This window comes from Endozoicomonas sp. Mp262, from assembly GCF_025643335.1.
GTDB lineage: Bacteria > Pseudomonadota > Gammaproteobacteria > Pseudomonadales > Endozoicomonadaceae > Endonucleibacter.
This window is the reverse complement of sequence record NZ_CP092489.1, coordinates 1,967,602-1,982,471: the sequence shown is the minus strand read 5'-3', so window position 1 is coordinate 1,982,471 and position 14,870 is coordinate 1,967,602. Positions and strand designations below refer to the sequence as shown.

12 protein-coding genes and 1 pseudogene are annotated in these 14,870 nt (G+C 47.1%); 2 read left to right on the top strand and 11 right to left on the bottom strand.

Annotation, left to right across the window (positions count from 1 at the left end):
- The first annotated feature begins 214 nt into the window (after positions 1 to 214).
- Positions 215 to 586 (top strand): hypothetical protein, encoded by a 372-nt coding sequence (locus MJ595_RS08675; RefSeq protein WP_263082060.1) that lies wholly within the window; start codon positions 215 to 217, stop codon positions 584 to 586.
- 187 nt (positions 587 to 773) lie between these two features.
- Here the strand turns inward: MJ595_RS08675 and MJ595_RS08670 are convergent, their stop codons facing one another.
- The 4 genes from MJ595_RS08670 to MJ595_RS08655 form a co-directional block, all read right to left on the bottom strand.
- Complete coding sequence (locus tag MJ595_RS08670) at positions 774 to 1,151, bottom strand: DUF971 domain-containing protein (RefSeq protein WP_263082059.1); 378 nt, start codon at positions 1,149 to 1,151, stop codon at positions 774 to 776.
- An 87-nt stretch (positions 1,152 to 1,238) separates the two neighbouring features.
- On the bottom strand, positions 1,239 to 2,576 hold the full coding sequence (hslU, locus tag MJ595_RS08665; protein WP_263082057.1) for an HslU--HslV peptidase ATPase subunit: 1,338 nt from the start codon (positions 2,574 to 2,576) through the stop codon (positions 1,239 to 1,241).
- A 106-nt stretch (positions 2,577 to 2,682) separates the two neighbouring features.
- Complete coding sequence (hslV, locus tag MJ595_RS08660) at positions 2,683 to 3,225, bottom strand: ATP-dependent protease subunit HslV (RefSeq protein WP_263082056.1); 543 nt, start codon at positions 3,223 to 3,225, stop codon at positions 2,683 to 2,685.
- Between the two features lie 109 nt (positions 3,226 to 3,334).
- Positions 3,335 to 3,928 carry an SPOR domain-containing protein gene (locus MJ595_RS08655; protein ID WP_263082055.1) on the bottom strand — a complete coding sequence of 198 codons (594 nt, stop codon included), beginning with the start codon at positions 3,926 to 3,928 and terminating at the stop codon, positions 3,335 to 3,337.
- A 373-nt stretch (positions 3,929 to 4,301) separates the two neighbouring features.
- Here MJ595_RS08655 and argS point away from each other — a divergent pair, with 373 nt between their 5' ends.
- The gene (gene argS, locus MJ595_RS08650) at positions 4,302 to 6,044 is read left to right on the top strand and encodes an arginine--tRNA ligase (RefSeq protein WP_263082054.1); all 1,743 of its coding nucleotides are present in this window, start codon (positions 4,302 to 4,304) and stop codon (positions 6,042 to 6,044) included.
- 332 nt (positions 6,045 to 6,376) lie between these two features.
- Here argS and MJ595_RS08645 read toward each other — a convergent pair whose 3' ends face one another.
- The 7 genes and pseudogenes from MJ595_RS08645 to MJ595_RS08615 all read right to left on the bottom strand — a co-directional run bounded on the left by MJ595_RS08645 (position 6,377) and on the right by MJ595_RS08615 (position 14,612).
- Entirely contained in the window at positions 6,377 to 6,916 is a 540-nt protein-coding gene (locus tag MJ595_RS08645) for a DUF2726 domain-containing protein (protein WP_263322477.1), read from the bottom strand.
- 306 nt (positions 6,917 to 7,222) lie between these two features.
- Positions 7,223 to 7,411 (bottom strand): annotated as a pseudogene (locus MJ595_RS08640) (cold-shock protein); the annotation flags it as partial.
- A 270-nt stretch (positions 7,412 to 7,681) separates the two neighbouring features.
- The gene (locus MJ595_RS08635; RefSeq protein WP_263082053.1) at positions 7,682 to 8,983 is read right to left on the bottom strand and encodes a GMC family oxidoreductase N-terminal domain-containing protein; all 1,302 of its coding nucleotides are present in this window, start codon (positions 8,981 to 8,983) and stop codon (positions 7,682 to 7,684) included.
- Positions 8,984 to 9,079: 96 nt separating this feature from the next.
- Entirely contained in the window at positions 9,080 to 9,748 is a 669-nt protein-coding gene (locus MJ595_RS08630; RefSeq protein WP_263082052.1) for a hypothetical protein, read from the bottom strand.
- Positions 9,749 to 9,797: 49 nt separating this feature from the next.
- Entirely contained in the window at positions 9,798 to 11,318 is a 1,521-nt protein-coding gene (locus MJ595_RS08625; RefSeq protein WP_263082051.1) for a SpoVR family protein, read from the bottom strand.
- Positions 11,311 to 12,594 carry a YeaH/YhbH family protein gene (locus MJ595_RS08620; protein WP_263082050.1) on the bottom strand — a complete coding sequence of 428 codons (1,284 nt, stop codon included), beginning with the start codon at positions 12,592 to 12,594 and terminating at the stop codon, positions 11,311 to 11,313. The genes MJ595_RS08625 and MJ595_RS08620 overlap by 8 nt, the downstream gene beginning before the upstream one ends.
- Positions 12,595 to 12,689: 95 nt before the next feature.
- Positions 12,690 to 14,612 carry a PrkA family serine protein kinase gene (locus tag MJ595_RS08615; protein ID WP_263082049.1) on the bottom strand — a complete coding sequence of 641 codons (1,923 nt, stop codon included), beginning with the start codon at positions 14,610 to 14,612 and terminating at the stop codon, positions 12,690 to 12,692.
- Positions 14,613 to 14,870 lie beyond the last annotated feature (258 nt).

The following is a 14,870-nucleotide window of genomic DNA, read 5'->3' as shown; positions in this document are numbered from 1 at the left end:
CAGCATGCTATAAAGTTGACACCGGCTTATTGTTCTTAACACTCAAAAAAATTTAAGCAATAGTTGCAAAAACCGGATTCTTTTTCAACAAAAACCAAAAAATGCAAGGAATACGCAAATTTATTTGCCTGACACATGTTGTACATTTATTCATTAACTGAAGTACTTGCAGCGCACTCAGCAAGGCTCTCACTTATCATTATTTCTTGCAGTAATGCCAGGAGATAAAGATGTTGAGCTTGAATGGCCATTTACCCAAAAGGTAAGTATGACACTCATTGATCAAAAAGAAGGAAAAACACACTGGACTTATAGCTTTAGACCTGATCCTAAAAATGTCTGTTTTTTTCGACCTGTGTGCAAAATGAATACACCTTATGGTTATCATCAATTTGCATCTCATTCTGCTGTTGAGATAGGTAAATACTTAGCTGAAGATACATTACTTATTTTAATCGAAGTTGGTGATAGCCCGTCATTGGTTAGCAGTGATAGTTCGCCACAACCGAAAGATAATAAACCCCGGTCTCAACATCATAAGAATAAGACAAAAGAAAAAAATAATAGCTGCTGTATTATTTTGTAATTAAGCGCTGTATTTTCATATGGCACCATATTTCCTGACTTATTATTCAGAAACTCCCGACAACTGCCCCTGCGTTGCAACTCTGGTCACATAGCTACAACTATGCTCCCGACATTGCACCTTGCACAAAAATTGCCCAATAAGCCAGAAATATTCGACACCCTATGAACACCTGTTTGAGTTCAGATCAAACCAGTTTTACCACAGAAGCATCAGGATCCCGGCTGGCACCAGCTTCGTGTAACTGTTTCAGGTAGTTATCCCAATGAGCTTCACGGTTAGAACAGAGATCATAGAGATAGTCCCAGTTATAAATTCCGGAGTCATGACCGTCATCAAATATCAATTTGATAGCATAGTGCCCCACGGCTTCAACCTGTGAAAGCCCCACATGCAACTTGCCTGTTTGCAGCACAGGACGGCCATGGCCTCGCACTTCCGCAGAAGGGCTCAGAACCCGTAAAAATTCAGCGGGAAGCCGGTAAGACTCCTCCTGACCATAATCTACAGATAACTCTTTGGACACCTTATGCAACGTCAGTTTTGCCGGAACTTTTCGACTCATATCTATGACATCTCCATGGGTATAAAAACAAATCGGCCACCTGCTTCCACAGATGGCCGATGATAAGGCAGAAAACAGCGAGAACAATCAGAGAATATAACGACTCAGATCTTCGTTCTGTACCAGTTCACCCAGGTGCTGATCCACATAATTCCCATCAATCACCAGAGCCTCACACCCCTGGTTTTCAGCCATATCGGCAGCACTGAAGGAAACCTCTTCCAGTAGACGCTCCACTACTGTATGAAGACGACGGGCACCGATATTCTCGGTGGTTTCATTGACCTGCCAGCTCACTTCAGCAATTCGACGGATACCACTTTCAGCGAACTCTACCTTCAGCTTTTCCGTATTCATCAGAGCCTGGTACTGCTCCGTTAAGGATGCATCAGGCTCTTTCAGAATACGCACAAAATCTTCAGTGGACAGTGCTTTCAATTCAACTCTGATGGGCAAACGACCCTGCAATTCAGGAATCAGGTCAGAAGGCTTGGCCAGATGGAAAGCACCGGAAGCCATGAACAGAATATGATCAGTCTTGACCATACCGTACTTGGTGGATACGGTGCAGCCTTCAATTAAAGGCAACAGATCCCGCTGAACCCCTTCACGGGAAACATCCGCATTGGAGCCGCTGGAACGTTTGGCTACTTTATCAATTTCATCAATAAAGACGATGCCATTTTGTTCAACCGCATCAATGGCTCGGACCTTGAGGTCATCTTCATTGACTAGCTTGGCCGCCTCTTCATCCTGAACCAGTTTCAGGGCGTCTTTAACCTTCAGCTTGCGTGTCTTCTCCTTTCCACCGGAAAGGTTAGAGAACATGCTTTGCAGCTGATTAGTCATCTCTTCCATGCCAGGAGGCGCCATGATCTCAACCCCCATAGCAGCTTCCTTGACACTGATCTCGATTTCCTTGTCATCCAGCTGACCTTCACGGAGCTTCTTGCGGAAAACCTGACGGGTGGAATTGTCCTGAGGCTGGGATTCTTCACCGAAAGTCCGCGCAGGAGGCAGTAAGGCATCCAGAATTCGCTCTTCCGCTGCATCCTTCGCCCTGTCGCGTACACGCTCGATTTCCTGCTCACGCAGCAATTTGATGGCTGCATCCATCAGATCGCGGACAATAGATTCCACATCGCGACCCACATAACCCACTTCCGTGAATTTTGTGGCCTCGACCTTGATAAAAGGCGCATTGGCCAGCTTCGCCAGGCGGCGGGCAATCTCGGTCTTACCAACCCCGGTAGGACCAATCATCAGAATATTCTTTGGCGTAATCTCATTGCGCAGCTCTTCACTAAGCTGCATCCGACGCCAGCGATTACGCAGGGCAATGGCTACTGCCCTTTTGGCATCATTCTGCCCAACAATATGCTTGTCCAGCTCATGGACTATCTCACGAGGTGTCATATCAGACATATCTGGAAACTCGACTATTTGTAAAAGCGCTGTCATCAGCCCTTCCCGGATAAACCCTTCCGGGGCTGATAACAGCTTTTTAATTTGGCTGCATCAAACCGTCAGCTCAGGAAGCTGGCAGTTCTTCAATAACACGATTCTGGTTTGTATAAACACAAACATCCGCCGCAATAGTCAGACTTTTTTCGACAATATCACGGGCAGAAAATTCAGTATTCTGTAACAGGGCCTTAGCGGCTGACTGAGCATAGAAACCACCAGAACCAATGGCAAGAATGCCATCATCGGTTTCCATAACATCTCCATTACCTGTGATAATTAATGATGCAGACGTGTCTGCAACAATCAACATGGCCTCCAGTCGGCTCATAGCTCTGTTAGTACGCCACTCTTTGGCCAACTCCACAGCTGAGCGTACTAATTGCCCCTGGTGTTTTTCCAGCTGGGCTTCAAAATGCTCGAACAGAGTAAATGCGTCAGCGGTACCACCAGCGAACCCGGCAATAACCTTGCCATTGTATAGGCGGCGCACCTTGCGGGCATTTCCCTTGATGACGGCATCTCCCAGTGAGACCTGGCCATCGCCACCGATCACCACTCGGCCTTCCCGACGGACAGACAGAATGGTTGTGCCACGATACTGTTCCAAGGCGGGCTCCTTAAAGAATCTGAAAGTACTCGACTCAATATTGGGGGAGGTGGAAAATAATCAAGGGCAGCGGTTAAAAAAGTTCTCTCTCGTTTTTCTATCTTGCTTTCTATCGCATCTTAAGCAATAAGCTATCCATATTATGATCTGCCAGAATCTTCTGGGCACCGTGCAATGTGTTTTTATCATCAAATGGCCCCAGCTGAACGCGGTGCCAATATTCCTCATTGCCCACATTCACTTTCTCAACCCTGGGATTCAAGCCCCACAAAAGCAGCTGAGCCCTTAATCTGTCGGCATCCTTCGAACTCCTGAAAGATCCCGCCTGAAGCAGGTATCGGCTGGCAGTACTGTTTTCCTGGGTAATGCCGACCTTTTGCTGCGGCTTGGTAATATCTCTTTTTACAGGATCAACAACTGCGCCATTATCACCAGGCAATATCACTTCAGATTCGGGCAGTAGTGTATAAAAATCAAACACCGCTTCAGGTTCACGGCTCTGCTCTGCCGGAACAGGATGACCTGCAACTTCCCTGATATCAACGGCATCAGGACTAAGCCTGAATAAAAACGCGACAAAGAAGCCAACTGCCAACCCTGTTATCAGCCAGAGCCAGCCTGGCAGACCCGACAGAGGAAATGAGGAATTCCCGTCTTTTTTTGCCTTGCTGGCACCACGCCTTGAAGTTGGACGCTTACTCATGATTCATTCAGTATCCGGGTTATTAATCTTGCATACACTATTATCACCAGTGTCACAAGGCTACCGTCAATACCCTATGTAAATTACTTTTACATATATTTTTAAACCCCCTTATATTGAGGACTCTTATGTTTTTCGATAGCATTCCTCTTTATGAAGAGCCACATCCCAGAACAATAGTCTTTCTTCATTACTTAATTCGACAGCAGTAACCCACCTGTCTTCCAAACCAGCTATATATTATTGCTGCTGTCCAGAAGCCTGGCCAATAATGCATCTGGAACAACAGCAGATGACTTAGTGGCCTTCATGCAATGGCAGCGAGGGCTGACCAGAGTGAAATTAAAGCGAGTTTTCAATCAAGGACTCATCCATGAATATTCTCAAGCTGCTTGAAGATCAAGTCATCAAAGCGCTTATCGCAGCAGGGGCCCCTTCCGATACTCCAGCCATGGTTCGCCCCAGTGCTCGAGCCAACTTTGGTGACTACCAGTGCAATGCCGTTATGGCAGCGGCAAAAAAAATGGGGATTCCTCCGCGAGAACTGGCTCAAAAGGTCATCGACCACTTGCAGCTGGACGGCATTGCAGAAAAAACAGAAATTGCCGGTCCCGGGTTCATAAATATTTACCTGAGCCCCACCTGGCTGGCAACAGGCCTGCAAGAAGCACTGGCATCAGACAGTATAGGTGTAGAAAAAGCCAAAGAGCAGCAAACCGTTGTTGTGGATTACTCTGCTCCTAACGTCGCCAAAGAAATGCACGTTGGGCACCTGCGTTCAACCATTATAGGTGATGCATCTGTCCGGACTCTGGAATTTCTGGGACACAAGGTGATCCGTCAAAATCACCTGGGCGACTGGGGTACCCAGTTCGGTATGTTAATTGCCCACCTTGAAGAGCTGGAAAAAGAGAACCAGGAAACCCTGGGTATGGAACTTTCCAACTTGGAAACCTTCTACCGCGAAGCAAAAAAACGTTTTGACGAAGACCAGGTATTTGCTGAAAGAGCCCGTAAGTACGTGGTTCAGCTTCAGGCTGGTGATGAGTACTGCACCAAGCTCTGGAAAAAACTGGTTGATGTGACCCTTGCTCACAACCAGGAAACCTACGACCGCCTGAATGTTTCCCTGACCATGGCTGACGTTATGGGAGAAAGTGCCTATAACGACAACCTGCCAGTGATCATCAAGGAACTTGGGGAAAAAGGCCTGCTCACAGAAGACCAGGGAGCCCAGGTGGTGTTTTTGGATGAATTCAAGAACAAGCAGGGCGAACCCATGGGTGTTATTGTCCAGAAATCTGATGGCGGTTACCTCTACACCACTACTGACCTTGCAGCCATTCGTCACCGCTGCCACACCCTGAATGCCGACCGCATCCTCTATTATGTTGATGCCCGCCAGGGACAACATTTTGATCAAATCTTCAATATTGTTCGCAAGGCCGGATTTGCCAGTGAGCATACAGAGCTCGAGCACCACGCTTTCGGCATGATGCTGGGTAAGGATGGCAGACCCTTTAAAACCCGTACCGGTGGCACTATCAAGCTGGCCGACCTGCTGGATGAAGCCGAGGAGAGAGCTGCCCGGGTGATTGCCAGCAAATCAACCAACCTGGATGAAGAACAGAAAGTTCGTGTTATCAAGGCGGTGGCAATGGGCTCTGTGAAATATGCTGACCTGTCGAAAAACAGAACCAGCGATTACATCTTTGACTGGGATAACATGCTGTCCTTTGAGGGCAATACCGCACCATACCTGCTGTATGCCTACACCAGAATCATGAGCATCTTCCGTAAGGCGGGTATCACAGAGAGTGACCTGAACGGAGAGATTACCCTGACAGAACCGGCTGAACGCGATCTCGCCCTGAGAGTCAATCAGCTTAGTGAAGTCCTTGACTCTGTTGCCAAAGAAGGTATGCCTCACCAGCTCTGCAGTTACCTCTATGACCTGGCAGGTGCCTTCATGAAATTCTATGAAGCATGTCCGGTAAATAAGGACGGTGTTGCAGTAGAAGTCCGCGATAGCAGGCTGCAAATCTGCTCCATCACTGCCCGGGTTCTCAAGCAAGGTCTGGATCTGCTCGGTATTGAAACCGTAGAGCAGATGTAATGTAACGAAAGGCAAGGATTGCACCACCTAAGGAATAGAGGAGTTCAACTCCCTATTCCTTATTAGCTCCTAGGGGCTGTTGACGTTTGATCGTGAGCTCAGTGGCTCGTAAAGCGGTTTTCCGCAAGGAGGACTGGTGCAGGCATAGTTGTTCTACGTCAAGCCAGTCCAACGCAGTCGGAAAGCCGCTTTACGAACCACCCGAAGGGCCAAAACCAGCGATTCCATGCCGTCGTTGCAGTAGCTTGAAAGACGCGAGTATTCCTGCGCTACTGCGTCTAGCCACGAAACCGCTGGTTTTGGCTGAGCACACGAGCAAACGTCAACAGCCCCTAGAGAACACGTGAAATCTCTTCACACTCCATCTTTTCCGTGCCTCGTCCCTGCTCTTCCCTAGCGGAAGACGAGTTATTTTCTTCGCTGATATTCATAGGCAGACCGTGTTCTTTAATACCGCAGGCTAAAAAAATCTGGCGGCGCAAAGCAGGCACATTGCGGTAAGGTTTATCGCCATATTCCAGCAAAGGCAGTTCTGCCAATTCGCATAGTTTTTTTAATTTTTTTTGTTCACCCGAAAACCCTTTTGGACTCCCAAGGGACACAGCACAGACAACGGTCATCGTTTTCCGATCACAGAGCACATAGTCAAAGGATGTTCCACCAAGACGCTTCAGGTAAGTACGTCCCCTACCCAGCTTGCCCCCGGTGAATACTGTTGAGGCCGACATATCAGGAAACACTGCCAGATGACTATTGACAGCCATATCCAGCTGCCCTAGAAAAGCTCGCCTGGCCGGACTGAAGAGTGGACTTTTACATCTTATCGATGATGGAAAAAGCCTGACACAAAGCAATAAAATCAATATCGCCACTACTGAAAAACTGGCGATAGTTAGGAATGGGTTACCCGAAAGCACCGAATGACCTTCATAATTTAAGCAGAAAGAAAAACAAGCTTACCTTATTAGCCGCTTGCTTAAAATCTCGTTTAGTCCACAACTGTATCAAACAAGAGTGACATAACCCTTATTCAGTCATCGTTGCAGACTAAACAAACCCCTGCCAGCTGGTGATAAGTGCCGTTGGCACACTCAGGCTGGCAGTGTTTTTTCCTGCTGAGATTCCAAATCGGCTTGAGGAGCATCGGCACCACTGCCATTATCAGGGATAACTCGTGTGGCAATCAGCCCTTTAGGTCCCTGGCCAATGTCAAAACTGACAATTTGACCCGCCTTAAGGGTTTTAAACCCTTCCATTTCAATAACTGAGTAATGTATCAGAACATCTTGGTCATCAGTGGCTTCCTGTGCCTGAATGAATCCATATCCCTTGGGATTATTAAACCACTTCACTGTACCTACCAGCATAGCTTCCATTTCCTTCTTGGTCGCTTCCATACAGCGCTATTCCTACGTTTTTCACATTGGAGGAACTGCCAGGAAACTGCAACCCCTGTTATTTTATTTTTCGAAGACTTCTTTCAATGGTGTCGTCCATGTCACTGCGCCTTTTTTATCCCGGCGATGGATGATCACCTGCTTTTTTATAAAGGCAACTTCATTATAAAACTATATTGATCCATCTTAACAGCCCGAAAGGACTCAATTAAAGCCTGGATAGCTTTTTTTTACCCCTCCTTATATTAAAAGATGCCTGGCCAGCCGCTTGCCCAGGCAAATCAGGGTCAAGACCGGAGGCAGTCCCCACTCCTTAGGAATCACAGAGGCATCACAGACATGCAGGCCAGAAACCTCTGCTTCCAGGTTGGAGTCCACACACTGCCCCAGTTTAACCGTCCCCCCTGGATGAGCAGCAAAATACCCACTTTTGTATATTTTTTTCGCGCCACATAAGGCCAGGACAGCCCGGGCACACTCATAACCCTCTCTCAGTTTGCTTTTATCATCCACTGACAACCCTTTTGAAATTTGCCCCCTTAGCCCAATTGAGCCAGACAGGCTATCCCGTACCTTCACCATGAGTATTGCCGTACTGTTATGGCACAACAGATTATCTAGACGGCCCGCCATCATAGTAAAGACCCGAAACAATGCTGGAGGTAATGCCATATCAGCCAGCATATAGCCTTCCTGTTCGCACAACATTCCTGCGGCCATCGGCACTTCACAACCGGGCCTCTCTCCAGGCCGGATCTCAACCGCCCCCACCTTTCCCATCACTGCAATTGCGGGGTCCAGAAATAACCCATTGCCAACAGAAGCAATACCCGACTGCTTTAAAATCACCGGGCTACCCAACCCCCCGGCGGAAATCACAATTTTATCTGCAAATGCCTGATAGACATTACCACGATGAATAAATTCAACACCTTTAGCCCTGCTATCTTTCTTAAGAACTTTCTGCACCTTAGCCTCAGTGATCAGCCTGGCACCGTGATCAACAGCCTGCTTTACAAACTGTCCCGCACTCCACTTGGCATCATAGGGACATCCATAAGTACAGCGCCAACAACCTGCACGACAATTAGCCTGCTGGATAATCTTATCCAGTTTTTGCCAGTTATAGCCTCCAGCCTGAGCTGCCCGCATAATTCTCCGTGCCATTGGACCGATGAGCTCATCCTTGAGATGACCAATAGTTAATTCATTATGGGCTTCTGCCAGCTCTGTAGATAAGTCCACACCATAGGCATCAAACAGTGATGGTGGAGGATCAAAAGCCGTGGCATAACAAAGGGCAGAACTCCCCCCAAGAGTTACCCCCCTGATAACGGGCACCATGCCACTAGTTAGTCGAAGGGATGTGCCAGGAACGGCTCCCATCTGTGCCATCTGCCTAAATGTTCCCTTTATGGGCAAGGTCTTGCCCCATTCCAGTATCAGAACAGTCAGCCCTTTTAATGCCAGCTCTTTGGCAACCGTACTTCCACCAGGGCCTGTTCCAACAACAATGACATCATAATGCTCGCCCAAATCCATACCAAAACCTCGATAAAAGGCGGATTATGGCAGAGAGCAACCCGGTGAACACGAAAACCACAACTCCGTTGGTGAAATTCAAGTGGAAGACAAAGGCTATTTAGACTTGCGGACATCAGCCGGGCCAAATACCTTTTCCCGCTTGGTGCTATCCAGCCCGGAGGTTTCATTGATTTTTCTATCCACTGAATTATGGCTACTTTCACCTAAGGAAGCTGCCGCCGTATCACCATAGTCTTCTGTATCACTGTGACCGTATTTTCTCTTATAGCGCCTGTCAGCACGGGTAATTTTTTTCTTCTTTTCCTTCTTGGCCGACTTTGCATGGGGGTTATTTTTTATCACCAGCTTTTCAGCTTCTTTCATAAATTTCTTAAACCCCGGGTCTGACACTTTCCGACTTTGGATAGGTATCAGCTTTTTTGCATTTTTTGCTGCCGCTTTAATAAGGCCATGGAGGTTAAGTAGCTTCTTCATCTGTCCAGAAGCAATGTTGTACTTGGCAGACCATTTATAGACCGGTTTAAGTGTTAACTTCCTAAGCCCCTCAGAAAAAGCACTCTTTAGTTCTTTTGTGGCCCTTTCCACAAGGTTTTTAGCCGGTGTCGCTTCAGAATAAGTGCCAGATGGAAGTTTTTTGCTTGATGTGTTTTTTTTCTTGACACTTGACGAGGTGTCATCAGCATTCCTGTCAGGTTTGCCAAACCCATTTTCCGATGAGATTTTTTCAATAGAAAGATTAGAAGGAATTTTTCCTGCTGACATGACTGCCATCCTTGGCTAATGATTATCAGATATTCAGACTTGCGCTATTTCAGGCAGGCATAGCCTCTTCTTCAGAAGTCGGCAACCCATAAATAGTCTTGACCTTTTCTTCCTCATCCACTGATTCCAACCGGACATCAAATCCCCAGAGACGATGGACATGCTTGAGAATCTCCCGGGTATTCTCCGAATCCAGAGGTCTTTGCTGGTGCATATAGTGCCTGAGGGTTAATGAGCGATCCCCCCGCACATCCACATTATAAACCTGGATATTGGGTTCTCTGTTGCCCAGGTTATATTGGGCTGCCAGCGATTCCCTGAGTGCCCGGTAACCCGATTCATCATGGATTGCATTCACCTCAAGATATGGATTCCCTTCATCATCATTGATACAGAACAGGCGCATATCACGCATCACTTTAGGCGACAAGAACTGAAGGATAAAGCTCTCATCCTTAAAGTTCTTCATGGCAAAATGCACCGTTTCCAACCAGTCACCGCCAGCAATATCAGGGAACCAATAACGGTCTTCCTCGGTAGGATTCTCACAGATCCGGCGAATATCCTGGAATATATTAAAGCCCAATGTGTAAGGGTTGATACCACTGTATCGAGGATCATCAAACTCAGGCTGGAAGACAACATTGGAGTGCGAATGCAGGAACTCCATAATGAAGCCTTCGGTTACCAGTCCCTCTTTATACATTTCATGCATGAGGTGGTAGTGCCAGAAGGAAGCCCAACCTTCATTCATTACCTGGGTTTGCCGCTGTGGATAGAAATACTGCGCTACCTTGCGAACAATGCGAATGACTTCCCTTTGCCAGGTTTCCAGCAGTGGGGCGCTCTTTTCAATAAAGTACAGGATATTTTCCTCAGGGTGTTCCGGGAAACGTTTTACCTGAAGCTCTTTCTCCTGCTCCCTGACCGGAATAGTTCGCCAGAGATCGTTCAGACTTCTCTGGATGTACTCCTCACGCTCCCGAGCCCTGGCCTTCTCCTCTTCAGCGGAAATAGGGCGTGGTCGCTGGTATCGGTTAACTCCCTGGTTCATCAGGGCATGACTGGCATCCAGCAATTCTTCCACCGCATCAATGCCATACTTTTCTTCGCACTGGGCAATATAGTTTTTGGCAAACAGTAGATAGTCAATGATGGAGTCGGCATCTGTCCAGGTTTGGAACAGGTAATTACCTTTAAAGAAGGAGTTATGGCCATAACAGGCATGGGCAATCACCAGTGCCTGCATAGGCATGGTATTTTCTTCCATCAAATAGGCAATACAGGGGTTGGAATTGATGACAATCTCATAGGCCAGCCCCATCCGCCCCCGTTGATAGTTCTGCTGGTTTTTCAGAAACTGCTTGCCATAACTCCAATGGTGATACATGAGTGGCATACCAACAGATGCATAGGCATCCAGCATCTGCTCGGAACTGATCACTTCAATCTGATTGGGATAAGTATCCAGCCTGAACTTTTCCGCTAACCGGCCAATTTCCCGGTCATACTCCTGTATCAGCTCAAATGTCCATTCAGATCCTTTGGATAAAGGCTTACGCTTAGGCACTTTGCACCTCCTTTTTTTCGAACAGGCGACGAAATACAGGGTAAATATCGCCATGATTCCGAATCTGCTGCATGGCAAAGTGGCCGGGATGATCTTTTTCGATCAACTTATACTCGTGCCAAAGGTTCTGATGATGCCGGTCTGTTATTTCCACATAGGAATAATACTGGGTACGCGGTAACAGCTTGCTGGTAATAATTTCCCGGCACTTGCTTGAGTCAGCCTCCCAGTTATCACCATCTGAAGCCTGGGCCACATAAATATTCCACTCACTGGGAGAGTAACGCTTTTCTATCACCTCATCGGCAAGTTTCAGGGCAGTGGATACCACAGTCCCCCCGGTCTCCCTGGCATAAAAGAAGTCATTCTCATCACATTCACGGGCTTCGCTATGATGACGAATAAAGACCACATCAACGGCTTCATAATTCCGCTCAAGGAATAGATACAGCAGCAGGAAAAACCGCTTGGCCATATCCTTGATCTCACGGGTCATGGAACCGGAGACATCCATGATGCAGAACATCACGGCCTTGCTGGATGGCTGTGGAACTTTCACCAGATTATTGAACTTGAGATCAAATTCATCAATAAACGGTAATTTTTTCAACTTAACATTGAGCGCTTTTATTTCTTCCCTGAGTTCTTTTGCACGACGCTGGTCGGTGTCATTCGGGCTGACTTCCATTTCCCGCAGTTCTTTCTTCAGGGCGCGGATTTTTTTTCTATCTTTACCCGACAGTGCAATACGTCGTGCATGGGCGGCCCTCAGTGAACGAATCACATTCAAACGATCCGGCGACCCGGCAGAAGTAAAGCCTGCCCGCTTCAGTTTATATTCTGTACTGTCCTTTAACTCTTTGCTGACAAGATTCGGCAGTTCCAGATCATCAAAAAGATATTCCAGGAACTCGTCCCGGTTAATCTGGAAAACAAAGTCATCGGCTCCAGAGCCGCTATTACTGGCTTTGCCATCACCACCGCCTTGTCCACCGCCACCGGATGGCCGTTGGATACGATCACCGGTATTAAATTCTTTATTGCCAGGATGTACCTGATCATGCTTGCCACCTTCACCATGGTGAAAGAAAGGCTCTGACAGGTCTTTCTTGGGGATATGAATATCGCTGCCACTTTCAACGTCTGTAATAGAACGCTGATCGACAGCATCCTGGACTGCCTCCTTGACCAGGCTGCGGTAGCGTCTCAGAAAACGCTGCCTGTTGACCGTACTTTTCTTTTTTGAGTTGAGGCGCCGGTCAATAATTATACTCATGGGACGCTCTCTCCTGGAACAACTATGCTTTTGTTCTAGTGATTATTAGGAACAGAGGGATAGGTGTTAGCCCTCATAAGAGGGCTAACCTAATATCACTGAGACTTACGAACCCGGATATACCATTCAGAAAGCAGACGAACCTGCTTTTCGGTGTAGCCATGTTCTACCATACGGTCCACAAAGTCCTTATGCTTGCGCTGGTCATCCTGTGAGCCTTTCGGATTGAAGGAGATCACCGGAAGCAGGTCCTCTGTATTGGAGAACATCTTCTTCTCTATCACTGTTCTCATTTTTTCATAGCTGAGCCAGCTTGGGTTCTTACCCTGATGATTGGCACGCGCCCTCAGGACAAAGTTAACCACCTCATTCCTGAAGTCCTTGGGATTGGCAATGCCTGCCGGTTTCTCAATTTTCTCCAGTTCATCGTTCAGAGCGGAGCGATCAAGGATATGGCCGGTATCGGGATCACGGAACTCCTGATCCTGAATCCAGAAGTCAGCATAAGTGATATAACGGTCGAAAATATTCTGTCCGTATTCAGAGTAAGACTCCAGATAGGCCGTCTGGATTTCCTTACCCAGGAACTCCACATACTTAGGTGCCAGGAACTCCTTGATAAACCGCAGATAACGTTCCTGCACATCTTCTGCATACTGCTGCTGCTCAATCTGTTGTTCAAGGACATACATCAGGTGTACGGGGTTAGCTGCCACCTCTGATGCATCAAAGTTAAACACCTTGGACAGAATCTTGAAGGCAAAGCGGGTGGAAAGGCCATCCATACCCTCATCGACACCGGCAAAATCCTTATACTCTTGCAAAGGCTTGGCATTAGGGTCGGTGTCTTTCAGGTTTTCGCCATCATACACTTTCATCTTGGAAAAGATGGAGGAGTTTTCAGGCTCTTTAACACGAGACAACACTGAAAACTGTGCCAGCATCTTCAGAGTATCCGGTGCACAGGGTGCATTTTTTAGAGAACTGTGCTCCAGCAGCTTTTCATAAATCCTTATTTCCTCACTGACACGGGTGCAATAAGGCACCTTAACGATATTAACCCGGTCAATGAAGGCTTCATTGGTTTTGTTATTCCTGAATGTTTGCCACTCTGATTCGTTGGAGTGCGCCAGAACAATACCTTCATAGGGGATGGCTCCCATACCTTCGGTACTATTGTAGTTACCCTCCTGGGTTGCAGTCAGCAGCGGGTGCAATACCTTGATGGGCGCCTTGAACATCTCCACAAATTCCATCAGACCCTGGTTTGCACGACAGAGTGCTCCTGAGAAACTGTAAGCATCCGGATCATCCTGAGAGAATTCTTCCAGCTGTCGAATATCAACCTTACCCACCAGGCTGGAAATATCCTGGTTGTTTTCATCACCTGGTTCTGTTTTCGCAACACCTATCTGATTGAGACGACTAGGGTAAAGTTTCACCACCCTGAACTTGGAAATATCACCACCATATTCGTGTAGTCGTTTAACGGCCCACGGCGACATGATGTAACGCAGATAGCGATGGGGAATACCGTATTCCTGCTCCAGAATGCCCGCATCCTCATCCGGGTTAAACAGCCCGAGAGGTGACTCAAATACTGGCGACCCCTTAATCGCATAGAAAGGTACTTTTTCCATCAGCTGCTTGAGCTTCTCAGCCAGGGAGGACTTACCGCCACCAACAGGCCCCAGTAAATAAAGAATCTGTTTCTTTTCCTCCAGTCCCTGAGCAGCATGTTTGAAGTAGGAGACAATTTGCTCAATGGCCTCTTCCATTCCATAAAAGTCTTCAAACGCCGGATAACGTTTAATCAGCTTATTGGAAAATATACGACTGAGCCTTGGATCCCTGGAGGTATCAACGACTTCGGGCTCTCCAATGGCCATTAGCATACGCTCTGCCGCATTAGCATAGGCACTGGGATCTTTCTTACACAGATCCATGTATTCCTGCAGGCTCATCTCCTCCTGCTGAACAGACTCATATCTTTGTTGAAAATGCGCGAATATTGACATGGCTGATTCCCCCCGCCCGATTTATGAATATTTATTAGGCGTACTGCTGTCTAATTATCCAAGACTGATTTCAACAGTCATTATGTTTATTTAGGTACCAGGGGTTATTCTATTTTATGACGCTGTTTTTTACGACATGAGAACCATACCCAGTACGTACAAATACGTTATAGAGGGTCTAAACGAAAAAGTCTATAGAAAAAGACATTTATCAATGGTGTCGCTTAAATACCAAACAACTTTAAAGTCCTTTGACTC

Coding starts and splice junctions, on each gene's coding strand:
- MJ595_RS08675 (WP_263082060.1), top strand. CDS start 215: ATGCCAGGAGATAAAGATGTTGAGCTTGAATGGCCATTTACCCAAAAG.
- MJ595_RS08670 (WP_263082059.1), bottom strand. CDS start 1,151: ATGAGTCGAAAAGTTCCGGCAAAACTGACGTTGCATAAGGTGTCCAAA.
- hslU (WP_263082057.1), bottom strand. CDS start 2,576: ATGTCTGATATGACACCTCGTGAGATAGTCCATGAGCTGGACAAGCAT.
- MJ595_RS08655 (WP_263082055.1), bottom strand. CDS start 3,928: ATGAGTAAGCGTCCAACTTCAAGGCGTGGTGCCAGCAAGGCAAAAAAA.
- argS (WP_263082054.1), top strand. CDS start 4,302: ATGAATATTCTCAAGCTGCTTGAAGATCAAGTCATCAAAGCGCTTATC.
- MJ595_RS08635 (WP_263082053.1), bottom strand. CDS start 8,983: ATGGATTTGGGCGAGCATTATGATGTCATTGTTGTTGGAACAGGCCCT.
- MJ595_RS08630 (WP_263082052.1), bottom strand. CDS start 9,748: ATGTCAGCAGGAAAAATTCCTTCTAATCTTTCTATTGAAAAAATCTCA.
- MJ595_RS08620 (WP_263082050.1), bottom strand. CDS start 12,594: ATGAGTATAATTATTGACCGGCGCCTCAACTCAAAAAAGAAAAGTACG.
- MJ595_RS08615 (WP_263082049.1), bottom strand. CDS start 14,612: ATGTCAATATTCGCGCATTTTCAACAAAGATATGAGTCTGTTCAGCAG.